Consider the following 22,363-nt stretch of genomic DNA (forward strand, 5'->3'; position numbering starts at 1 on the left):
ACTCCCACACCGTTACCGTTTTCGGAGAACCGCCATGAATTCCTCGACCTACCCTGCCGCCCAACACGTCATGGTGCTCTACACCGGTGGCACCATCGGTATGCAAGCCAGCGCCCACGGCCTTGCCCCGGCGTCCGGTTTCGAAGCGCGGATGCGTGAATACCTGCACAGCCAGCCTGAGCTGGTGGTGCCGCAGTGGCGCTTTCGCGAGATGTCGCCGCTGATCGACAGCGCCAACATGACTCCCGCGTATTGGCAGCAGCTGCGCGAAGCCGTGGTGGAGGCAGTGGATGTGCTGGGCTGTGACAGCGTGCTGATCCTGCACGGCACCGACACCCTCGCGTACAGTGCGGCGGCCATGAGTTTTCAGCTGCTCGGCCTGCATGCCCGCGTGTGCTTTACCGGCTCGATGCTGCCAGCCGGTGTGACCGACAGCGATGCCTGGGAAAACCTCAGCGGTGCGCTGGTTGCCCTCGGTCATGGCCTGGCACCGGGCGTTCATCTGTACTTCCATGGCGAACTGCTGGACCCGACCCGATGCGCGAAGGTGCGCAGTTTCGGGCGTCATCCGTTCAAGCGGCTGGCGCGTCAGGGTGGCGGTGAGAAGGCTTCTTCCATACCGGCGCCGCTGACCTACAACCAACCCAAGCAATTGGCGAAAGTCGCTGTGCTGCCGCTGTTCCCCGGCATCGGCGCCGAGATACTGGACGGCCTGCTCGACAGCGGCATTCAAGGCCTGGTGCTGGAGTGCTACGGCAGCGGCACCGGGCCGAGCGACAATCCAGAGTTCCTCGCCAGCCTGGAACGGGCGCGGGACAAGGGTGTTGTGGTTGTAGCCGTCACCCAATGCCATGAAGGTGGCGTCGAGCTGGATGTTTACGAGGCTGGCAGTCGGTTGCGTGGTGTGGGTGTGCTTTCAGGTGGCGGCATGACCCGTGAAGCGGCGTTCGGCAAGTTGCATGGCTTACTGGGTGCCGGGCTCGACACCGCTGAAGTGCGGCGCCTGGTAGAACTCGACCTCTGCGGCGAACTCATCTGACACCACACAACCCCCCTGTAGGAGCCGAGCTTGCTCGCGATAGCGGTATGTCAGTCACCATTGAACTCGACTGAAATACCGCTATCGCGAGCAAGCTCGGCTCCTACAGGTCCTTCGCTCGGCATATAACTTGCTGCGTTCCAGCCATTCCACGGCTGGACGCCCCCCATGCTCCACTCCCACCTCACCACCCTCAACGCTGTCTCTCTGGTGCTCAACACCTTCAAGGCCGAAGGCCTTTCCAGCGAGGCATTACTGGCCGGCAGCGGTATCAGTGCGGCAGACCTGAGTCGGGCGGACACGCGTATCACGACCAACCAAGAGATGCTGGTGTGCGCCAATGCTGTCGCGTTACGCCACGACATTGGCCTGGAGCTGGGCCGGCGAATGCACGTTTCGTCCTACGGCATGCTCGGGTACGCCTTACTCACCAGCGCCACTTTAGGTGACGCCTTGCAACTGGCACTGCACTATCCGGCGCTGCTGGGAACGCTGTTCGAACTGAGCCTGGAAGAAGATAACGAACGCATCTGGCTCACCGCTGGCGACTATCGGGAAAACCCGGCACTGGCACCGTTCAATGTCGAATTTTGCCTGGTGTCGATGAAAGTCACCTGCGAAGACTTGCTCGGCCGACCTTTGCCGCTACTGGGTGCACGCTTCGAGTACTTGGCACCGGACTATCAGGCACGCTACACCGAACGTTTCGACTGCCCCTTGCAGTTCGACGCCGCGTCCAACGCCTTTGCTTTCGACAAAAGCTGGCTGGATCAGCCCCTGCCGCTGGCCGACGCCATTACCCACCAGGCCATGGCCGAACGCTGCCGCAAGCAAAACACCGAATTCACCGGGCGTCAGGCCTGGCTGGGGCGTATCCGCCAACTCCTCGCCACCCAGTTGAGCGCGGCGCCGGGCCTGGACGGTCTGGCCGAACAGTTGAATTGTTCGGCGCGTACTTTGCGACGACATCTCAAGGACCTGGGATGCAGCTATCAGGAACTGCTCGATGAGCTGCGGTTCGAACAGGCCAAGCGAATGCTCTGCGAGGATCAACTGCCGATCTACCGGATTGCCGAGGCATTGGGGTTCAGCGAGACCGCGAGTTTCCGCCATGCGTTTGTGCGCTGGAGCGGCGTGGCGCCGAGTCAGTTCAGGCCACACCGATAACCCCTGTGGGAGCGGGCTTGCCCGCGAAGAGGCCAGTACATTCGACGCATCTCCATTGACTGGACCACCGCTTTCGCGGGCAAGCCCGCTCCCACAGGTTTGGCATTCCAAGTGAATTTAGATAATAAAAACTGTCCTGCGAAGCCCCCGCATACCGCGGTTCGCAGGACGAAAAAACAACGCTGGCAAAACTGTCCCAACCACCCGAAAAGCTATTTGTTCATGAAGCTCTAGGGAATAAAAACTGTCTCGCAGCGCCAACTTATTGAAATCAAAAGATTTTTCATGGCGAATCTCTACTCTTCCTTCCACTCCATCCTATTTGGACTCGCGGTTTCGCGATGGCGCCTTCATCGAGGTTTCCTCGGCTTCGTTGTCTGTTTTAAGGAGCCTACGATTTCGAAAAAAGATTTTGTCATTTCTTCATCTGAAACCTTAGGTACCGGCGGAGGGCGGTTTTGCTTACTAGATCGTGTAACGTCACCTGGTAGCAGCCCAATATGCTTCATTGCCATTCGCTCTTTTTCATTCAGTGCTGAGTCGAAGACCGCTGCGTTCATGCGATTGTCTCGATCCTCACGAGCGAAATTCACGACATTGGAGTTTCTATCAACTGGAAGATCGAATGGACATCGCAGATCCAAATGGGTGCCGGTGATACGAGGCTGCAGCGACTGAAGCTGTAGCTGTTGGACATCCTGCGAATTGCTTGAATACGCACTAGAACGAAATGCCTTACTCACATCGGCGAGGTTTATAGATTTTCTGCCAGCGCTGCGGCACTCTATGTAAGCAAGCTTAAGGAGCTGTACAGCAAGCCGCTTAATCCCAAAAGTAGAACGATAAAGCTCTGTGGTTAGGACATCAATCCCAATCTGAATGTGACCATTGCAGACCCGAAGGCACTCGCTTATATAGTCTTTCCAGTCTTGGCTTTCTGGATGATCAGGCAACATGATCCGAGGCTCCGAGAGGAGCCTCTGTTTATCTTCGCTATTTCGGCGAAGTAGCTTATGCACGAGGCTGTAGTTAGAAACGAATATTACTGGAAGACCGATAGCAGCCATCGTCAACAGAATGTCAGTTACCTTTGAGGCGCCGGATCCGGTTATGTGCTGAGTTTCGTCAAGCATTGCGAGTGAGACGCCATATAGATTTGCTCGCCGCCGGCTTTCAACGAGTAACTTTGCAACGTTCGTTTTTTTCCCCGCCTCTAGATCGCCCAACACAACGTCTAGCAACAGTTGCTTACCGCTAGACTTTCCTCTAGCACTGACATACCAATGAGAAATCAGCTCGATCGAACCTTCGAAATGACTGCAGTTAAAATCCATAGCCGGTGGACAGACTTTTCTCAATGCTGCAATAGTCTGACTCTTGCCGACTCCCGCCAAACCAGTTAAACAGACTGGGAATTTTTCTACTTCGGGCGGGTTGTAAATTCTGGAAACATATACAGTTTCGCTTTTAAACAAATCTGCATTATGGAGAGATGCCCGACCCAACATTTCTCTAATGAAATCCAGAGAAAATTTGTTAGGCACGTAAATATTCTTTAAAGAAGCCTCCATAATTTCTGCAGCGATAAGAGGATCAATACCGCTCAACTCAATGAGTGGTTGAGGCCTAACCGTTACCCGAGTTCGGATTTGGTCCAAGTTCAGACCATCGTCAAAACGAGTTCTTACTTGTACGTTCATTTGGCTTTTCCATGAAATCGCTTAAAGTCTGCCGTATCACGCTCAGCCGCTCCGTTTTTAGGGGGTCTCCCAAGTTTTCGCTCCCCAGCATCCCGTTCTTTTCCGGTCAGGCTTTTGATCTTTTGTCCGTAGAATTGCTGAATTGCTGACTTTTCTTCCCTATGATCCGCATTTGCATTACGTCGTAATTGGTCAATTTCCTGTAGATCCCGCAATGAAATATCCGCCATCCCTGAGTGCGCACTAGCAGGTCGGACAAATTCTAGTTCGTACAAAACCCCATTGAACTCAACCCATATATGCCTAACACACATCGTCAACACAAAGACACTGACATTAATGACGCCGTTCCTTGCTGCCAAATCGAATATTCCACTAGCCTCTAATTCCGGAGATCTGTATTTGCGTCCGTATAAATAGACTGCATCTCTTCTTACACATGCGGGACATGTTTTTAGAAATGATCTTACCGCCGTATCAAACTCCATGCTGATACACGAGTTACGACCAATAACGTCGTAATAGTTGAAAATACCGAGCGGTGTGGGCTTGATACCGGCTCGATACATGTCGTCGTCCATCCGGTGGGATGCATCTGAACTACGATTGTCTTCTATTGCCTGCAAAATCTCCTGCCGAGACATCTCAACGAAATTAAACTTGCTATGCTTATGCGAAGGCTGACCTAATAATTTCTTATCCCTAGGATGAGAAGATTCTACGGTTGCTTTGGATTGTCCAGAATAAACTGGAGTAAGCTCGTGAGCTTTCAGCCAGTTGATATGTGGCTTACTGGGGTAACACGCAGCGGGCCCTCGATCAAATATGATGCCGCCTGAAAGCCCATCACCTGGCCATTCCCACGGCTCTATATCAACCCCGAAGAGCTTACAATATTTAACTTTACCTATGGCCATACAAAACAACGCCATATTGTAAGCATCCATATTCTCTTTAGCCTCGGCAAATCCTACACCCAGTATGGCACCCGACAAACCGCATACAGCACGTACTACACAAAAGCCCTCAATTGCGCTCCCCTCGATAACCCCGCTAAGCTTTTCAGATATGTAATATCCATCAAACTCAACGCGCTGATATATATTAGTAATGCTATCAGCAAAGCTTCCCGCAGATCCCGACATTGATCTTGCTTTGTGTTGGCCTTTTAACTCATTTAGAAGATCTCGCGGACTAAAATACCGTTTAACGTGAGATCTATACTGATTGAACGTGGGAAAAGCCTTGCCCTCAGGGTGCTGAAACTGCATAGAACCATTTGAATAAAATGATTTGCATCCGAATGTTTTGGTAACCACATCACCATAAACTTCGTCCCTTGTCTTAGTAATAGACTTATATTTTATAAATCCTTCTATTATCTTTTCCCTCATTTCGGAGTCAGAATGATACCCATAGCGCTTACCTTTCCGCGAAGGGCTGCCCAGCTTATTTTTTCGTGCCGGATCAAGGCGATTCCAACCGCCAATGCGATGTAATGGAGGCATTAACGCCCACTTGTTATGTCCAAATATAATATACGTGTAGAACCACAATCTCAGTCGCACTGTATTCTGTACCGGATGCGTTGATTTAGCGTGCGCATTAATAAAAGCGTCAGGATCATCACAAGATAGAATTTCATCTGTACGTAAAACAAGATCAGATATGGCTGCAAATCGCTTATTGACCTTTTGGTCATATGTTTCCTTTGCAGAATGTCTTCGACTTTCCAACTGCTGGATAGAAACACCTTGAATTTTCGAAAGCCAAGGAGGAAATTTGTCTACAGCACCGACCTCCAGCAACAATCCTTGCTCGAGCGCATCTTCAAATTCGATCCTAGCTAGGGTAATTAAATTCGCGCCCAACATCTTACCGTCATCACTAAACAGTACTAGCCGAACTCTGTTGATGTTGCCATTACTGTTTAAGAAGTGATATGTAACGTCTTTCGAAAGACATAGAAATCCCTCAGGCGCAATGATTCGAGAGCCCATCCTCATGGCGCCGACTCTTCAAAGAGCGAACCATAGACAGAAAATAGATCCCCGCCGTCGGTGTTAAATGGACGGTCGACATGAATGTTGTCGAAAAAATTTATGGATAGTTTCTGATTCCAAATATCCTGATAGATTCTAGTAAGAAACTGATCACGCTTCCCCCAGCGCTTCCCATATTGTATTGCCACATATGCAACCGGATTTCCCGCTTGAACTGCCTCCCTTACCTCCGCGCTGAACTCATCAAGCAGCGCCTGGTCATGGCTCAGTGGTATGTCGTGCACGACAAAAAGCAGATCCAGATTTGCGATGACCTCAGGCTCTACCCTATCAAGGGAAACCTGCACCGTTCGGACGCCAGCACTGGCGTAGTAGGCTCTCTCCAGCTCTGTCCGCAGTTCACCATGATCACGATCTTTCTTCTGCTGGATTGGTGTTTTGGGTTTCGAATACCTTCTCTCACGAAATGCTTCCTCTCGGTCTTTGACGGTCCAATTAACGGCGTAGGGGATGCCGTCAGGACTCTTCATATATATGAGAAGGTCCCCTTGGTAGGGAAATGGGATCTTCTGGCGTCTACCATCTACGCCTTCGTACACGAACAGGTGGTGCTTGAACCCGATTTCCTCGGCTATCTCTACTGTTCCACGTACAGGCGCAGAAGAGGTTCCTTTCGTCAGAGGGTGACCTCGAAGTGGATGACCCGCGCTGTAAGGCCACAGCATTTTTTGCTCGTGGATATCAAGGAGGTCTGGATGACAAAGCGCAAGTTGCGCGAACACCCGTTCGGGTGTCGACAGAGCATGCAACGCACGGCCCAGCTTTGCACTGTTAAGCCTGCTTATGCGAGAGCCCTTGGGTGCTTCACGTGGGACCGCCAATGTTGACGGAATGTATTCATCTCCCCATTCGAACCGACTCTGACGGCTCATGATCAGGGTAAATTTATCCTGAAATTTCATACGATTAATCCAATGTCTTATAGGAACGTCTACGCCTGGTTAGCTGGGGATAACAGCTATGACGTTGGACGAACCCCTTATCCAGCGGGCAGTCGAGCACACGTGTGTCTGTGGATAACGCGTACCAACTTGTGGACGAACGAAGTCGTGCAAGACTTGACGTCCCACATGTATGGAATAGACAATGGATTTGTCAGGGCGCAATTCTGACTTATCCACAAGGGCCCAAGGTAGCACTTGGGCCTTTGTCTATCTGATTTCTAGCTCTAGAACTAGCTAAGTTTTCATTTGAACTCCAATACCTATTAGCACTTGTCGTGGTACAAGTCATGAAAAGTGCGTAGTACAATTAATAAAAGTCTGTGGTACAAAGGCTGTGGTACAACTACCGTGGTACAATTTTTGACAGGTCAAAGCCAAGTAGAACAACAAATAATATTGGTTACGTCAGCCGAAACCGAGTAACACACTCCGCTTTCGATAAACGAATCATGGTACCGCTTGAAATTATCCTATGACAACCAAAAGCCTCTCCGGCTTCATTTTGGATGCGTGCCTCTGCACTCTCACCGTCGTTACCGAGTTCTTCTATTTAATGTCAAAATAGCGAATCGTACTGAACAGTAAGGACGCTACTGTTTTTAGTGCTAACAGGGCACTTCGCAAGGTATGCTGAGAGGTTTACCATAAGAGCGGTTCGTTAACGGCCATAATCGTGAATCGTTCAACCGTTCAATTGCAGGACGTATTCGTCCGATGGTTCGAGGATGAGACGTTTTACAGTCTTTGCTGCCGACAGCATAAATTTTTGGGGAATTTGAAAACCTCAGACACATTAGATTGGCTGTTCAGCCGTCATTACGACACCATGACGCAGGACTTTCCTCACAATCTTGGCTCCCTCACAACTCAAGCACCGTCAGCCTGGGGTGATCCGACATCGATCATCAGGGAACACACGATTCTTCCACTGTTTTTTCCATTTCAGTCGGATCAGCAGATCCCAGAACTGGCTCAAAGCTCCGAGAGAGCTCTTATTGGGGCGATCAAGCATCGCCTGGGGCTTCTCGCTGGGCGATTCGGTGCAGAGCATCCTTTGAAAGCCTGCACAGCCTGTATGGCTGAGGATCTAGTCATCCAGGGGGTAGCTTTCTGGCACCTATCGCATCAATATCCTGGCGTAGTTCTGTGCCCTATTCACGGGTTGGTGCTAAGAGAAAGCACCGTGAATTGCCAATGGCCTGGACGTCTTCAATTCGAATTACCTTGCGACGATATTCTTGCGCCGCAGACAGTCTCAGTACCTTCTACCGCAGTTCACGAAGCACTTCAGCGATTAGGAAAGGGGGTGTTGGATCTTGCGAGCTACGCGATGTCCAGGTGCTTTAACCCAATGATTGTGAGATCCGTCTATCAGAATGCATTAACCCGACTGTGCATCAACGGCCAAGATAGAACACTGATAGCAACCTCATTTACTGAGTATGCATCACTGCTTCAGACCTACGCTCCCCTCCATACTCTGCCCGCCGCGACGCAGGACCCAGAAGCCTTCCTCAAACAGCTCACCCACAATCCCGGCGGGCATTACCATCCGCTTAAGCACCTGACGCTAATCACTTGGCTTTTTGGTCGACTGGAATCGTTCATCGAGGCTTATGATCGTCTAGAAAGGCTACTCCAGCATCCGGAACGTCCTATCACGCAGTTGGAATACCTCAAGGCTGTGACAGCTGCACCAAAGTCCGGTGAGCTGTTTGCTGTAAAGCCTCTCAATAAACCCGAAAATCTCAAGCCGACGATTCGTGACGCTGCCTTAAAGCGCCTTGGGAATGGTGACTCTGCTGATTCAATCGTTTCCAAGATCGGGCAACCCACTTGCAATGCCAATGGATTGCCCAGCTCGGCCCCAACGGTACTGAAATTGTGGGCTGAGCGGCTCCAGCAGACGGCCCTTCGAGAACATCGATCAAAATGGCATGACACCGTCATGGCCCATTCAGGCACTAACGCAAAAAGAATTCGCCTAGAGATACCAGGCATTTATGCATGGCTATATAGAAATGATCGAGTGTGGCTGCTTGCGCAAACACGCGAACTCCGCTGCGGAAAGTCGCTATCAGTGGGAGCGCCAACGGGAGTCAACACAAATACAGGCGAGCGGACGTAAACACACCGAGTCTTGTAACACCCGCTGTTCAAATGGTTACGGGCACCAAACAACCTCATGTGAACGGAAAACTGTATGACTGTTTTGGCGGCTATTTTCGACGCTTTTGGCACGTTGGTGAAAATCGGCGAAGGCACTCACCCTTACCGAAAAATTCTTAAACTCGGGATTGAGCAAGGACGTCGCCCACAATCCACTGATGCAGAAAGCCTGCTCACCCTGCCATTGGACCTGCGCGAGGCGGCCGGTTTTTTTGGCATTCACGTCGATCCACAGGTGATGGCCGAAATCGAATGCGATCTCGCCGCCGAGCTCGCCGAAATCCAAGCTTTTCCGGACGGCCTATCTGCCGTTCAAATGCTGCAGGACGCCGGCGTAAAAGTGGTGGTGTGTTCAAATTTGGCAAAACCATATGCTGCGGCTATCGAACGTCTATATCCCGGACTGGACGGCTATAGCTACAGTTTTGACGTGGGTGCAGTCAAACCCTCGTTCGAGATCTACCGGCATGCCGTGCAACTGGTGTCGGTTTCGCCCGCTGATGCCTGGATGATTGGCGATTCAGAGCGCTGCGATTGTGAAGGACCTACTGCATTCGGTATGCACGGGTTGTGGCTCGACCGGCAAGGCAATAGTACGTACACATCACTCCATCAGTTTACCAAAGCCATTCTAAGCACCCGGTATTAATTGGCTCATCGGCCTCTCTTGGCCCATGACTATCTATCGCGAAGGTAGCAACAGAGACTTCAGACTAACAATACAAACCTGCGTCGCTGCGCTCCGACTGCCTGTCCAAGTGAGCATGGAACGAGTGTCCAAATGATCGTGGGCTGGGTGTCCAAGTGTCGTGGAATCCGCAAGCAAAGGGTCGGCACTCGTCATAAAGAAGCCAGGGAGGCGTTAAATGATTTCCATAACTGCCGTAGTCGCATGATGGCGCCTGAGATGTTTTGAGCATTTGCGTCTAGCGTTTCCATGGCCGCGATTGCGTTCGCGGCGACGCCCCTCAGTCCATTATCAGAGAGCCACTTTGTCACCTCTTCAATGGCCGCACTGATGGCGTGCTGGTTGTGCAGGAGCAGCGTGAGTGTTGGCGCTGACGCCGAATTTACACAGATGCCGAGATGTCACTGATCCAGTCCGATTCCTCGAAAAACTTACCTGTGCAGGATTTTTGCCGATTTGGAGGTGGGGGAGTCTTGCGTCGGCAAGTGTGTCAAATCGGCATCACCGTCAACATAGTGACGACCTTTTCGTCGATCGCGCCGTCGCGCTTCATCAGGCTGCTACTCACCATATGGCCGACGATCCCGTACCCGTCCCATTCCTACACGCTCGGCTCCGCAGCGTTGCGCGGAATGCGCAGTGTTGTGTTGCCGCTGACCGAAAACTGACCCAGTAAAGGCTGTTCTGCCGACTGAAAACTGACCCAGGTGTTCAACTGCTTCTGCTCACTTTCCGAGCAGGAGAACACAGGGTGATCAGCATGGAAATGTTGGGAAAAATCCGGCGGATGTACTTCCGCGACAAGCTCTCGCTGCACCAGATAGCCAAGCGTACCGGGCTGTCGAGAAACACCATCCGAAAATGGGTCAGAGCGCCCGAAGCCACTCAGCCGGCGTACCAGCGGTGCGCGACCTTCAACAAACTCAGCCCATTCCACGACACGCTGGAACAGGCGCTGAAAGCCGATTCGTTCCGGGCAAAGCACAATCGCAGAAGCGCCAAAGCACTTTTCGAGCAGATCAAGGCCGAGGGTTATGACGGCGGCTACAGCCAGCTCACAGCGTTTGTACGCTCGTGGCGAGGTGAACAAGGCAAGTCTTTACGCGCTTTTGTACCGCTGACGTTTGCGCTCGGTGAAGCTTTTCAATTTGACTGGAGCGAAGAAGGGCTGCTGATCGGAGGCCTGTTCCGACGCATCCAGGTCTCCCACATGAAGCTGTGCGCCAGTCGCGCATTCTGGTTGGTTGCGTACCCTAGCCAAGGTCACGAGATGCTATTCGATGCCCATACCCGTTGAATTACGGGCACGGAATGGCATTGCGATCAATTTAGCGTTGCTGTATTGTTGTAACAACGCTACATACATATAACAACGCTTAATAAGGTAATGCCATGAACAGGATGGAAAATACTATTTTTGAACTGCATTTTGCAGAACTTTACCACACTGGGATGACACTGATTCCGGCATGGAAGGTGCTTCATATGTTCGCCAAAGATCAGGGACGACTGACAAAGGCGTTTTTCCGCGACGAGATTTTTTCGCTATGGAGTGACTACATCAGCGAAATCGACAACATCCACATCACGGTCAACGTCGTGCGCGCTGACCACGGTGTCTTGAAGCCTGCTGCGTACCTGCTGACGCGCGACGATTTCCGCTACACCGTTACCGATGATGAGAGCGACGACTGAAACAGCAGGCGATGGAAAAAGCCCATCAAGCGCATAACGGCGTTTATGTAAAAAAGGCCCCCCCACCTAAGCCCGGTGCGGGGGCCTTTTTGATGGGCCACGGACACCAGCCCCCCACCGACTGGGCTACCATGCCCCCATGGTCTGGTTTTACGCACAGACTGCCATTCACTCGAAAAAGGAAAGCCCTGTGACCGACATGCGTTCTCGCTTGGTCCGTTTCCTCCAACACCCCCCGGTGCAGATCGTCCCCTTGAGCGGTTTCGGGGTCATGTTTATTGCGGACGCACTGCAACGAACCCCCGATGAGATGGGGAGAATGGGAGTCATAAAAGGCTCGCTCACGGTTCACCCAGTAGGCCTCGCGATAGGCGTTGCCCTGCTGGTTGCCGCCCTGTGTGTTTACAAAGCCTGGAACCGCCAAAAATGAAGAGCGGTATTCACGAGGACGCCTTGCACGTGATGCTCGATGTCGATCGGGATCATGCCCTCGGACAGTCGGCGAACGGGAGCGGCTGGAAATGGGAATAAGCATGAACGACTCCTTGGTCGCGTTGAACCTGCCGGCGGCGGTGCGCGCCCAGGCGTTAAAATTGTTGGAGCGCATTCAGCAGGCGCGCACGGCGGACGAGCTGTTCAGCGCCGCTGATCGCGTCTGAAGGTTTTGTCCTGGGTTTGGAAACCGTCAAGGCGCTGAGCGCGGCGAGCCTGGAAGGCTTGTATGTGGCGTTCGACAACGCGGCCACGGCGCGGCGCCTGGAGCATGAGCAGTGATTGGCGAAGGTATTCACGAAGACGCTCTGGTGCACCTGGTGCAACAACACGCGGTGCGTGAATTCCTGGTGACCAAGGTCGTCGGGAGCTCCTGAAGACTAGCTTCAACATAGAAGAACTCCTCTTTCAAACAGACGCGCATCCGTACCGCTAGTAAATGACCTCTATCGGCCGAAAGTGACCTGTTCTGAACGTCCGAATTTGGCCGATTGTTGCCCGCCCCAAAGGGCGACAATCGACCCCGAGCGGACGACTCTACCTATTATTTTTCAAGCTACAGCTAGAACCGTCGACACTTACTGCTTGCCACTTTAGATTTGGCTACCTCGCCCTTGGCTACTGGTATCGGACAAGATTGATCTCAAAACGCTATCATTCAGGCGTAATCCGCTTCTATCCATTTAGCTCGGCTCTTTGGGAATTTAGTGAGAGCAGGGACGTGAACCACGCCAACCGTAGAGCCCCGTTATATGCGCCATGCACGCTCCCTCTTTTTTGCGTTTTTCTTACTACAGCCAGTCAGCGATACGTTTGCCTCGCTGGATCCAATAGCGACTCAGAGAATAGTCGAACAGAGTATTGCCGCTGCCCAACAGGCTGCTTCCCAGTACCGCAAGGCTGCCGAGCATGGTGATGCTGCTGCCGAATTTAACCTCGGAGCCTGCTATGCCAGCGGTCTAGGGGTGTCGCAGGACGCCCAACAGGCTGTTTATTGGTACCGCAAGGCCGCTGAGCAGGGATATTCCGCTGCCCAGAATAACCTAGGCGCCAGCTATGCCAGCGGTCAGGGTGTTGCACAGGACTACCAGCAGGCGGTCTATTGGTACCGCAAGGCTGCGGAGCAGGGTGAGGTCACTGCCCAGACTAGCCTTGGAGTCCGCTATGCCGCCGGCCAAGGGGTCGAGAAGGACTACCAGCAGGCGGTCTATTGGTACCGCAAGGCCGCTGAGCAAGGTCATGCCGCTGCCCAGAACAACCTCGGAGTTCGCTATGCCACCGGCCAAGGGGTGGCGCAGGACTACCAGCAGGCAATTTCCTGGTACCGCAAGGCCGCTGAGCAAGGTTATGCCACTGCCCAGGACAACCTCGGAGTCCGGTACGCCTACGGCGGAGGAGTCACGAAGGACTACGAGCAGGCGGTTTTCTGGTACCGCAAGGCCGCTGAGCAGGGTGATGCCGCTGCCCAGGACCACCTTGGAGTCCGGTACGCCTACGGCGGAGGGGTCGAGAAGGACTACCAGCAGGCGGTTTTCTGGTTCCGCAAGGCAGCTGAGCAAGGTAATGCCGCTGCGCAGGGCGACCTCGGCGTCCGCTACGAGACCGGACAAGGGGTCGTGCAGGACTACGAGCAGGCGGTTTTCTGGTACCGCAAGGCCGCTGAGCAAGGTCATGCCGCTGCCCAGAACAACCTCGGAGCGTGCTATGGCACCGGACAGGGAGTTGCGCAGGACTCCCAGCAGGCAATTTTCTGGTTCCGTAAAGCCGCTGAGCAGGGTGATGTAACGGCCCAGTTCAACCTAGGGGCCCTCTACGGGACCGGCAAAGGGATTGCGCAGGATGACCACCAGGCAATTTTCTGGTTCCACAAGGCCGCTGAGCAGGGGGATGCAGCCGCCCAGTTCAATCTTGGAGTCCTCTACTCCCAGGGCAAGGGAGTGGCTCAGGATAATAGCCAAGCGTATGTTTGGTTTTCTGTTGCGGCTGCTAATGGCCAGTCAAAAGCCACAGATGATCGAAATCATGTAGCTGAAAAACTATCCAAATCCCAACTGGCAGCAGCGCAAAAGTTAGCAGGCCAGTATTGTGAGAAATACCAATCACGTCGTTGATTTCTGGTGTGCATTTTTTATATGAGGGTTGTGCTGCCGGTTGTTCAGCTCCGCCACTGACCGCTCTTGGCCGGGTATCGCCGGTCGCGACAGACGGCAGTCGACCCTTTTCAACCTGGTACGACCGGCAAAAACCGGTCGTTTGCAGCCCTCCACGAAGGACAGCTTAGGGTCGTTCAGCTGCTATAGGCTTTGCATCACTTGGCAGCTGACACCTTTTTAAGCTCTATAATTGAGTCTTGCCTAATTAGGAATGTTGAGCCGTCAGGCCTTTCAAGGCGGTAGGACTGAGGTGTTCTTTTAATGCATTTGACACGGTTTTCATACTCGATTTCATATATTCCTCGCGTATAAACTACATCGTATATTGTTCCGATATCCATTTTTTGAGTACCCGCCTAACTATAAGTAGGTGACATAATTGGCGTGATAATTTGCGCCAGTTGTGTCGCATAACGCTGCTTGCCCATGGCTAGCACCTTGAGCCAACTGAGTCGAACGCTAGAAGCGCGACATGGGCAAAACAGAAAAATCGACAAGACCTGCTTCAAGGTTACGAAGTCGTCGGCTGTGTGTCTATGCCGGTTATTATGGAGGCGCCTCCATCCGCGTATGCCCGCTTCTGGCCGACTTCTGCCGGTCAAGACAGGCAGAAATCGGCCAAAAGTGGACGCTCGATTTTCAAAAAGTGCAATATCAGCGATATGGCGTCGCTAATGGGTTGGGTTCCAGTTGACTGGGGAAAACATCAAATTTTGGTCGATACCCCCTCCGCTTCTCGCTTGCCGCCGGTCACCTGAGCTTGAATTGGTTGTGTCAGCCTGTCCTTCGACTCGCCATCTGAAAATATCTGTCTCTTGGCTCAGACCTTCCTTAGCTTTGCCGTTAATCCGTTTAGTGGAATTTGTGATGTTGGCCGTCTAGGCTGAATTCAAAGTTTGGCAGGAGCGATAACCATGCCATCAGCGGATGACTCTACCCGGCAAGCGCGCAAAGAAACCCGCCTGTTCTTTTTTCTGATTGTCATTTTTTTTCCATTGCTGTCCGTGGCGATAGTGGGTGGTTACGGCTTCTTTGTCTGGTTTCTGCAAATGCTGCTCGGCCCTCCTGGTCCACCTAATTGATCGTTGTCCATCTTTAGCAAAAGACGGGGAGTACGGGTCATGGAAAAGACGCTGCATATTGCCAGTCTGGTGGTGCTTGCCCACCCTGAATTGTTCAAGGCGGTGAAAGCCAACTTGCGCTTGCTCGAAGGCGTTGAACTGCATCAGGAAAGTCCCGCCGGCAAACTGGTGGTGGTGCTGGAGATGGAAAAAGAAAGCGAGATTTCCCAGCGCATAAACCAGATCAACAACTTGCCGGGTGTGCTCAATGCCTCCCTCGTTTATCACGAGATTCTCGATGTGACGGGAGAAAGCACATGCCTATGACGCGGCGAGAATTTGTCAAAGCCCAGGCTGCGGGGATTGCTGCGGCGGCTGCGGGACTTCCGGTATTTACCTCTGCCAGCAATCTCATCACCGAAGAAGATCGGGTGGCCCTGGACTGGAACAAGGCACCCTGCCGTTTTTGCGGTACCGGGTGCAGCGTGATGGTGGCGACCAAGGACAATCGGGTGGTCGCCACTCACGGTGATGTGAAAGCCGAGGTCAATCGCGGGCTGAACTGCGTCAAAGGCTACTTCTTGTCAAAGATCATGTACGGCGTTGATCGCCTGACTCAGCCACTGTTGCGCATGACCAACGGGCAGTATGACAAGCAGGGCGAGTTTCAGCCGGTGTCCTGGGATCAAGCGTTTGATGTGATGGAATTGAAGTTTAAGGAGGCGATAAAAAACAAAGGGGCCGAATCAATCGCCATGTTCGGTTCGGGTCAGTGGACCGTCTGGGAAGGGTATGCGGCCAACAAGTTGATGAAGGCCGGGTTTCGCTCAAATAACATTGATCCCAATGCACGTCATTGCATGGCGTCTGCGGTCATGGGGTTTATGCGTACGTTCGGTATCGATGAGCCGATGGGCTGTTATGACGATATCGAAGTCACCGACGCGTTCGTGTTGTGGGGTTCAAACATGGCGGAGATGCATCCGATTCTTTGGAGTCGGGTGACGGATCGCCGATTGAGCCAGCCCAACGTCAAGGTCGCGGTGCTTTCTACCTTCGAGCATCGCAGTTTTGAGTTGGCCGACATTCCCATGGTGTTCAAGCCACAGACTGACCTGTTTATCCTCAACTACATTGCCAATCACATTATTGAAAGCGGCTCGGTCAATAAGGACTTTGTCAGTAAGCACACTAAGTTCGCCAAAGGTACGGATGACATCGGCTACGGCCTGCGTGCCGATAATCCGCTGGAGATGAAGGCGCGCAATGCCGCCAAGGCGAATACCTGGACCGACATCGATTTTGAGCAATTCGCGGCATTCGTAAAACCTTACACCCTTGAGCGCACCGCCAAGGAAACCGGCGTACCGGCCGAGCAACTCAAGGCCTTGGCTGAGCTGTATGCCGACCCGAAGCGCAAGGTGGTCTCCTTCTGGACCATGGGCTTTAACCAGCACACGCGGGGCGTCTGGGCCAATAACCTGATTTACAACATTCACCTGCTGACCGGAAAGATCAGCGAGCCGGGCAACAGTCCTTTTTCCCTGACGGGCCAGCCCTCGGCCTGCGGCACGGCGCGGGAAGTGGGAACGTTCTCCCATCGCTTGCCCGCTGATCTGGTGGTCACCAATCCAAAGCATCGCGCCACGGCGGAGAAAATCTGGAAATTGCCGCCAGGCACCATCAATGAAAAAGTCGGGTTCCATGCCGTGCAGCAGAGTCGGATGCTCAAGGACGGCGTGCTCAATGTGTATTGGACGATGGCCAGCAACAACATGCAGGCCGGCCCCAACATCATGCAGGAAGTGTTGCCGGGTTGGCGCAACCCCGAGAACTTCGTGATTGTCTCGGATGTGTATCCCACCGTCTCCGCCCAAGCGGCTGATCTGATTCTGCCCACCGCGATGTGGGTCGAGAAAGAGGGCGCTTACGGCAACGCGGAGCGACGTACGCAGTTCTGGCATCAATTGGTTTCGGCCCCGGGTGACGCCAAGTCAGATCTCTGGCAACTGGTCGAGTTTTCCAAGCGCTTTAAAACGGAAGAAGTGTGGTCCGAGGAAATATTGTCGGCCTCACCGCAGTACAAGGGCAAAACCCTGTACGAGGTGTTGTTCAAGAACGGTCAGGTCGATCAGTTCCCGCTTGATCAGATGGCGGCGGGCTACAAAAACGACGAGGCCCGGGATTTTGGTTTTTACCTGCAAAAAGGGCTGTTCGAAGAATATGCCCAATTCGGCCGTGGTCACGGCCATGACCTCGCCCCGTTCGATCTCTATCACACCGAACGAGGGTTGCGATGGCCCGTCGTCGAGGGCAAGGAAACCCGTTGGCGTTTCCGGGAAGGCTATGACCCCTACGTGGAGAAGGGCAGCGGTGTGCAGTTCTATGGCTATCCCGACAAGAAGGCGATTATTTTCGCGCTGCCCTACGAGCCCCCGGCGGAATCCCCCGACGCGGAGTTCCCATTCTGGCTGAGCACCGGACGAGTGCTTGAGCACTGGCACACCGGGTCCATGACGCAGCGTGTCGAGGAACTTCATAAAGCAGTTCCCGACGCATTGGTCTACATGCATCCGGCTGATGCCCAAGCCTTGAATGCCCGTCGAGGCAGCGAAGTGAAGCTGATCAGTCGACGCGGTGAGATGCGTGCGCGCATCGAAACCCGAGGGCGCAACAAGCCACCACAAGGCTTGGTCTTTGTGCCGTTTTTCGATGCCAACAAGCTGATCAACAAGGTCACACTCGATGCGACGGATCCCATCTCCAAGCAGACTGATTATAAAAAATGTGCGATCAGGATTGAGTTGATCAAGACGGCATAAGGAGCGCTCAGATGAAGAGTCATTTGCTGTCTTTGCTTGCTGCTCTGTTGCTGTGGATGCCGCTGGCATTCGCGGCGCAGCCCGATTACCCGCTGGATGCGCCTGCGCCGGATGGCCGGCGACCCGGAGGGACCTTGACCCAGGAATTTGCGGCACCGTTGATGGCTGATGACGAGAACAAGGACCTCAAGCGCGAGCGTAATTATCCTGACCAGCCGCCCACCATCCCCCACAGTATCCGGGGGTATCCGATCGACAAGAACAGCAACAAGTGCCTGTCCTGTCACAGCCGTGCCAATAGCGCCCGCACTCAGGCGCCGATGATCAGTATTACCCACTACATGGACCGTGATGGTCAGGCGCTGGCCGCTGTTTCGCCGCGTCGGTATTTCTGCACGCAGTGTCACGTGCCACAAAAAGACGTCAAGCCTCTGGTGGGCAACAACTTCAAGAACATTGACCAGGTGCTGCAAGACGAAATCAACGGCCAGCAGAAACCTTAAGGAGAGGCCATGAAATCCTTGCGTGCGCTGCTCAAAGACTATTGGGGCATTCTGCGTCGCCCCAGCGTGCATTACAGCCTGGGCTTTCTGACGCTCGGCGGGTTCATCGCCGGAGTGATTTTCTGGGGTGGTTTCAACACTGCGCTGGAAGCCACCAATACCGAGAAGTTCTGCATTTCCTGCCATGAAATGCGCGATAACGTGTTTGTCGAGTTGCAGGACACCATTCACTACACCAATCGTTCTGGCGTACGCGCCACCTGTCCGGACTGTCACGTCCCGCACGAATGGACGCACAAGATTGCCCGCAAGATGCAGGCTTCCAAAGAGGTGTGGGGCAAGGTGTTCGGAACGATCGACACCCGGGAAAAATTTCTCGGTATGCGGCGTGAACTGGCCGAGCACGAGTGGGGGCGGCTCAAGGCAAATGACTCCCGAGAATGCCGCAATTGCCATAACTTTGAATTCATGGACTTTACCCGTCAGGGCAAACGCGCCGCCAATATGCACTCCACGGCACTGGCCAGCGGGCAGGCCACCTGTATCGACTGCCATAAGGGCATCGCCCACAAGTTGCCTGACATGAGCGGTGTCAAAGGCTGGTAGTCGAATCGGTTGGGCTCTCACTTCGTTGTCTCTGATAACCCCCAAACCCAATGTTTCAAGGGGGTTTAGCCTCTGTGCGCAAGTTGGTCTGCGGATTCCACGCGCACTTTGGCGCCATTCTACAAACACTTGGACAGCGATCTCTCATTGATCCGGCCCACGCTCAGGCAGGCAGCAACGCAGGATTACCCACTACCATCGGCCTCTTTTATCGAAGCAAAGAGGTCGTCGTAGAGCGTTTAGCCTTATGCGACACGTCGAATGTGGTGAATTCTCAAGTGTTCCTAAACGCTTAATTGCATCGCACATGGCCACCCATTGCATTGCCACTCACAAGACATTTGCATTCGCGGAGACCGCCGTTTGCATACGGTTGACCAATGCACACACAAGAGTCGACAGGCAGAGAACGGCCAATCTCCACCCTTCGTGAAGGGCAGCTATGGGTCGACTACTGCCCTCCACGAAGGGCAGCTTTGGGTCGATGTTTGAAAAATAAGTGCTTTGTACAATGCTTGGGGTTTGTCTGTGATTTGCCAACGTTCAGGCCAGCTGACTGCGCGGCTGGCCCTTGGAGAGAAAACCGCCCGATGGGCTGACCATCTACTTGCTGCCATAGGTGTTGTCGCCATCCATGACCAGGCGCTCGGCCTAACCGTCGCCACACAAGTCCAGCCTTCGTATGTCAGCAATTGGTACTGGGCAAAGCAGTCGTGCAGCTCGAAGACATCGATGTCTTTCGGACCAATTCCGACCTATTGGTAGGCAATGTCGGCAGCCAGGCGGTGTTAACGCCGACTGAACGCTCACCTAGGAGGCTGTCGCAGATTGGTCCAAGGCGAAAAATCTAATGACCTGCATGACCTAGTTTAAAGATGAAATCTTCTGAAAACCTAGGTCCGTTTTCAATTGGCAGAATCATCGTTATCGGGTCAGTTTTCGGTCGACGACAACACTCGGGGCGTTCCGGGGCCACTTGGCGAGCACCTCCCCAAAACTCAACTATATTGCTCCTAGGGGAGATGCCTGATACGACATCCGAGTGATTGTCTTGATAGATGACAAATGACAAGAAGCTAGGCGACTAGCTGTGCAGTTGCCCTAGCTCGTGTTTGCTTGCACAGCATTTTTCTATTTGGGGACAACGACATGCTCCTATCATTGCACTTCGCCGCCTTGTTTGGCGGCCTAATCCTGAGTGCGTCGGTCCTGGCCGCCGAAGTCGACGCCGCAACATACCACTATCCGTTGACCAACCCGTTTGAAGCTACCATCCTCTCAACACCGCCCGAACTTCGCCCCGAGTTGCCACTCGACGACGACATCAAACAGAGCGACTACTCCCTCAACCTGCTGCCACATCGCGAATTCGAACTGCCTGCCAATTTTTGGGCTGTGAAAAAACTACGCTACCGCATGGCCAAACAGGACCACCCAGCCCCGCTGATCTTTCTGATCGCCGGCACTGGTTCGCCTTACTACAGCAGTGTCAACGAGTTCCTCAAGAAGCTGTACTACAAGGCTGGCTATAATGTAGTGCAGCTATCCTCGCCCACCAGCTACGATTTCATGACCTCAGCCTCACAAGTGGCCACCCCCGGAGTGACCAGAGACGATGCCGAAGACCTGTACCGAGTCATGCAGGCAGTGCATGCTCAACAATTGAACGTACCTGTCACAGAGTACTACCTTACGGGCTATAGCCTTGGGGCACTCGATGCAGCGTTTGTTGCCAACCTTGACGAGTCCAGACACAGCTTCAACTTTAAACGCGTGCTGCTGCTCAACCCTCCAGTCAGCCTCGTCACTTCGATAGCCAACCTGGACAAGCTGGTGCAGGCCAAGGTCAAAGGTATCGACAACAACACGACCTTCTACGAGCTGATGCTTACAAAGCTGACCCGCTATTTCCAGCAAAAGGGTTACATCGACCTCAACGATGCCCTTGTCTATGACTTTCAGAACTCGCACAACCGCCTGTCCAATGAGCAGATGGCCATGCTGATCGGCACGTCTTTCCGCTTCTCGGCAGCTGACATCGCCTTCACCTCCGACCTGATCAACCATCGCGGCCTGATCACCCCGCCCAAATTCCCGATTAACGAAGGTACCGACCTCACGCCGTTCTTCGAGCGAGCCTTAGAGTGCAACTTTGACTGCTATATGGCGGGGCAAGTCATCCCCATGTGGCGCGCCCACACCAACGGCGGTAGCGTGCTGCAACTGAATAACCAGGCCAGCCTCTACGCACTCAAGGATTATTTGAAAACCAGCACCAAAATTGCCGTGATGCATAACGCCGATGACATCATTCTCGGCCCTGGTGATCTCGGCTTCCTGCGCAATACCTTCGGTAACCGTCTGACCGTGTACCCGCACGGTGGGCATTGCGGCAACATCAACTACCGTGTCAACAGCGACGCCATGCTGGAGTTCTTCCATGGCTAGAAAACTTCTCTTCGTTGCAACGCTGTTGAGCGCTGGCATGGTCCAAGCCGAAGGCACCGTACCGCCGGCGCCCAACGTCGTCGAACCCGATGGCTACACCCAGCCGCTCAAGCAACTTGAATTCAACCCTGGCCTGGACCAGCGCGAGTTCGAGCGCTCGACTTTAGACGCCTTGAGCGTCTACGACCCTCTGGGGAGCTGGAACCGCCGGGTCTACCACTTCAACTACCGTTTCGACCAGTGGGTTGCCCTGCCAGTGGTCAACGGCTACCGCTACATTACACCCAGCTTTCTGCGTACCGGGGTGAGTAACTTCTTCAATAATCTGGGCGATGTCTCCAACCTGCTAAACAGCCTGCTGCAGCTCAAAGGCGAGCGCTCGATGGAAATCACCGCACGGCTGCTGCTCAACACCACCGTCGGTATTGCAGGTCTTTGGGACCCAGCTACTAGCATGGGCATTCGAAGACAAAGCGAAGACTTCGGTGAGACCCTGGGTTTCTACGGCGTGCCGAGCGGCGCATACCTAATTCTACCGTTCCTTGGTCCATCCAACCTTCGCGACACCGGCGGACTAGTCTTCGACTGGAGCACCGCCTCGCAAATCAACTACCTCAATGTCGCCGAGGTCAGCAAGAATCACCCGGAAATTTACCTGCTGCGCGCCATCGACAAGCGCTACACCACCAACTTCCGCTATGGCCAGATGAACTCACCGTTCGAATACGAAAAAGTCCGCTATGTGTACACCCAGGCGCGTAAGTTGCAAATTGCTGAATAGCCTCAGCCTGACAGACATCTATGGGTCGAATA

General features: G+C 53.4%; 18 protein-coding genes and 2 pseudogenes. 15 read left to right on the plus strand and 5 right to left on the minus strand.

The genetic code is table 11. The features are described 5' to 3' along the window. Positions 1 to 34: 34 nt before the first annotated feature. A complete protein-coding gene (locus LOY55_RS30285) occupies positions 35 to 1,039 on the plus strand; it encodes an asparaginase (RefSeq protein WP_077431007.1) in 1,005 nt (334 codons plus the stop codon). Between the two features lie 168 nt (positions 1,040 to 1,207). Further along, positions 1,208 to 2,206, plus strand: coding sequence for an AraC family transcriptional regulator (locus LOY55_RS30290; protein WP_046030777.1), 999 nt, complete (start codon positions 1,208 to 1,210; stop codon positions 2,204 to 2,206). Positions 2,207 to 2,556: 350 nt separating this feature from the next. Here the strand turns inward: LOY55_RS30290 and LOY55_RS30295 are convergent, their stop codons facing one another. From LOY55_RS30295 to LOY55_RS30305, 3 genes are all read right to left on the minus strand, one after another. Next, positions 2,557 to 3,906, minus strand: a complete 1,350-nt coding sequence (locus tag LOY55_RS30295; RefSeq protein ID WP_258667308.1) for a transposase — start codon at positions 3,904 to 3,906, stop codon at positions 2,557 to 2,559. Continuing rightward, complete coding sequence (locus LOY55_RS30300) at positions 3,903 to 5,780, minus strand: transposase (protein ID WP_258667309.1); 1,878 nt, start codon at positions 5,778 to 5,780, stop codon at positions 3,903 to 3,905. The genes LOY55_RS30295 and LOY55_RS30300 overlap by 4 nt, the downstream gene beginning before the upstream one ends. A gap of 128 nt (positions 5,781 to 5,908) precedes the next feature. Beyond that, the gene (locus tag LOY55_RS30305) at positions 5,909 to 6,871 is read right to left on the minus strand and encodes a hypothetical protein (RefSeq protein ID WP_258667310.1); all 963 of its coding nucleotides are present in this window, start codon (positions 6,869 to 6,871) and stop codon (positions 5,909 to 5,911) included. 715 nt (positions 6,872 to 7,586) lie between these two features. Between LOY55_RS30305 and LOY55_RS30310 the strand changes: the two genes are divergently transcribed. Together LOY55_RS30310 and LOY55_RS30315 are read left to right on the plus strand one after the other, a co-directional pair. Continuing rightward, positions 7,587 to 9,041, plus strand: coding sequence for a TnsD family transposase (locus LOY55_RS30310; RefSeq protein WP_258667311.1), 1,455 nt, complete (start codon positions 7,587 to 7,589; stop codon positions 9,039 to 9,041). Positions 9,042 to 9,116: 75 nt separating this feature from the next. Further along, a complete protein-coding gene (locus tag LOY55_RS30315) occupies positions 9,117 to 9,731 on the plus strand; it encodes an HAD family hydrolase (RefSeq protein ID WP_258667313.1) in 615 nt (204 codons plus the stop codon). A 191-nt stretch (positions 9,732 to 9,922) separates the two neighbouring features. Here LOY55_RS30315 and LOY55_RS30320 read toward each other — a convergent pair whose 3' ends face one another. Then, the gene (locus LOY55_RS30320) at positions 9,923 to 10,162 is read right to left on the minus strand and encodes a hypothetical protein (RefSeq protein WP_258668376.1); all 240 of its coding nucleotides are present in this window, start codon (positions 10,160 to 10,162) and stop codon (positions 9,923 to 9,925) included. Positions 10,163 to 10,530: 368 nt separating this feature from the next. Here LOY55_RS30320 and istA point away from each other — a divergent pair. From istA to LOY55_RS30365, 9 genes and pseudogenes are all read left to right on the plus strand, one after another. Further along, positions 10,531 to 11,064, plus strand: a pseudogene (gene istA / locus LOY55_RS30325) (IS21 family transposase); the annotation flags it as partial. 98 nt (positions 11,065 to 11,162) lie between these two features. Continuing rightward, complete coding sequence (locus LOY55_RS30330) at positions 11,163 to 11,465, plus strand: hypothetical protein (RefSeq protein ID WP_258667315.1); 303 nt, start codon at positions 11,163 to 11,165, stop codon at positions 11,463 to 11,465. Positions 11,466 to 11,998: 533 nt separating this feature from the next. Then, positions 11,999 to 12,124: a hypothetical protein gene (locus tag LOY55_RS30335; protein ID WP_258667317.1), complete on the plus strand. Its 126-nt coding sequence runs from the start codon at positions 11,999 to 12,001 to the stop codon at positions 12,122 to 12,124. Positions 12,125 to 12,709: 585 nt separating this feature from the next. Further along, on the plus strand, positions 12,710 to 14,068 hold the full coding sequence (locus tag LOY55_RS30340; protein ID WP_258667318.1) for a tetratricopeptide repeat protein: 1,359 nt from the start codon (positions 12,710 to 12,712) through the stop codon (positions 14,066 to 14,068). Between the two features lie 956 nt (positions 14,069 to 15,024). Next, a complete protein-coding gene (locus tag LOY55_RS30345) occupies positions 15,025 to 15,192 on the plus strand; it encodes a periplasmic nitrate reductase, NapE protein (protein ID WP_150781125.1) in 168 nt (55 codons plus the stop codon). Between the two features lie 39 nt (positions 15,193 to 15,231). Beyond that, entirely contained in the window at positions 15,232 to 15,498 is a 267-nt protein-coding gene (locus tag LOY55_RS30350; protein ID WP_258667322.1) for a chaperone NapD, read from the plus strand. Continuing rightward, complete coding sequence (napA, locus tag LOY55_RS30355; RefSeq protein WP_258667324.1) at positions 15,489 to 17,993, plus strand: nitrate reductase catalytic subunit NapA; 2,505 nt, start codon at positions 15,489 to 15,491, stop codon at positions 17,991 to 17,993. Before LOY55_RS30350 ends, napA begins: the two co-directional genes overlap by 10 nt. Positions 17,994 to 18,004: 11 nt before the next feature. Further along, positions 18,005 to 18,496 (plus strand): nitrate reductase cytochrome c-type subunit, encoded by a 492-nt coding sequence (locus LOY55_RS30360; protein ID WP_223525583.1) that lies wholly within the window; start codon positions 18,005 to 18,007, stop codon positions 18,494 to 18,496. Positions 18,497 to 18,505: 9 nt separating this feature from the next. Beyond that, entirely contained in the window at positions 18,506 to 19,102 is a 597-nt protein-coding gene (locus tag LOY55_RS30365) for a cytochrome c3 family protein (RefSeq protein WP_007943094.1), read from the plus strand. Between the two features lie 606 nt (positions 19,103 to 19,708). Here LOY55_RS30365 and LOY55_RS30370 read toward each other — a convergent pair. After that, positions 19,709 to 19,854: pseudogene (locus LOY55_RS30370) on the minus strand (thiolase C-terminal domain-containing protein); the annotation flags it as partial. Between the two features lie 397 nt (positions 19,855 to 20,251). Here LOY55_RS30370 and LOY55_RS30375 point away from each other — a divergent pair. Continuing rightward, positions 20,252 to 21,550 (plus strand): serine/threonine protein kinase, encoded by a 1,299-nt coding sequence (locus tag LOY55_RS30375; RefSeq protein ID WP_223525580.1) that lies wholly within the window; start codon positions 20,252 to 20,254, stop codon positions 21,548 to 21,550. After that, a complete protein-coding gene (locus tag LOY55_RS30380) occupies positions 21,543 to 22,331 on the plus strand; it encodes a VacJ family lipoprotein (protein ID WP_109787266.1) in 789 nt (262 codons plus the stop codon). Before LOY55_RS30375 ends, LOY55_RS30380 begins: the two co-directional genes overlap by 8 nt. Positions 22,332 to 22,363: the final 32 nt, after the last annotated feature.

The sequence above is a fragment of the Pseudomonas sp. B21-040 genome (assembly GCF_024748695.1).
Taxonomy (GTDB): domain Bacteria; phylum Pseudomonadota; class Gammaproteobacteria; order Pseudomonadales; family Pseudomonadaceae; genus Aquipseudomonas.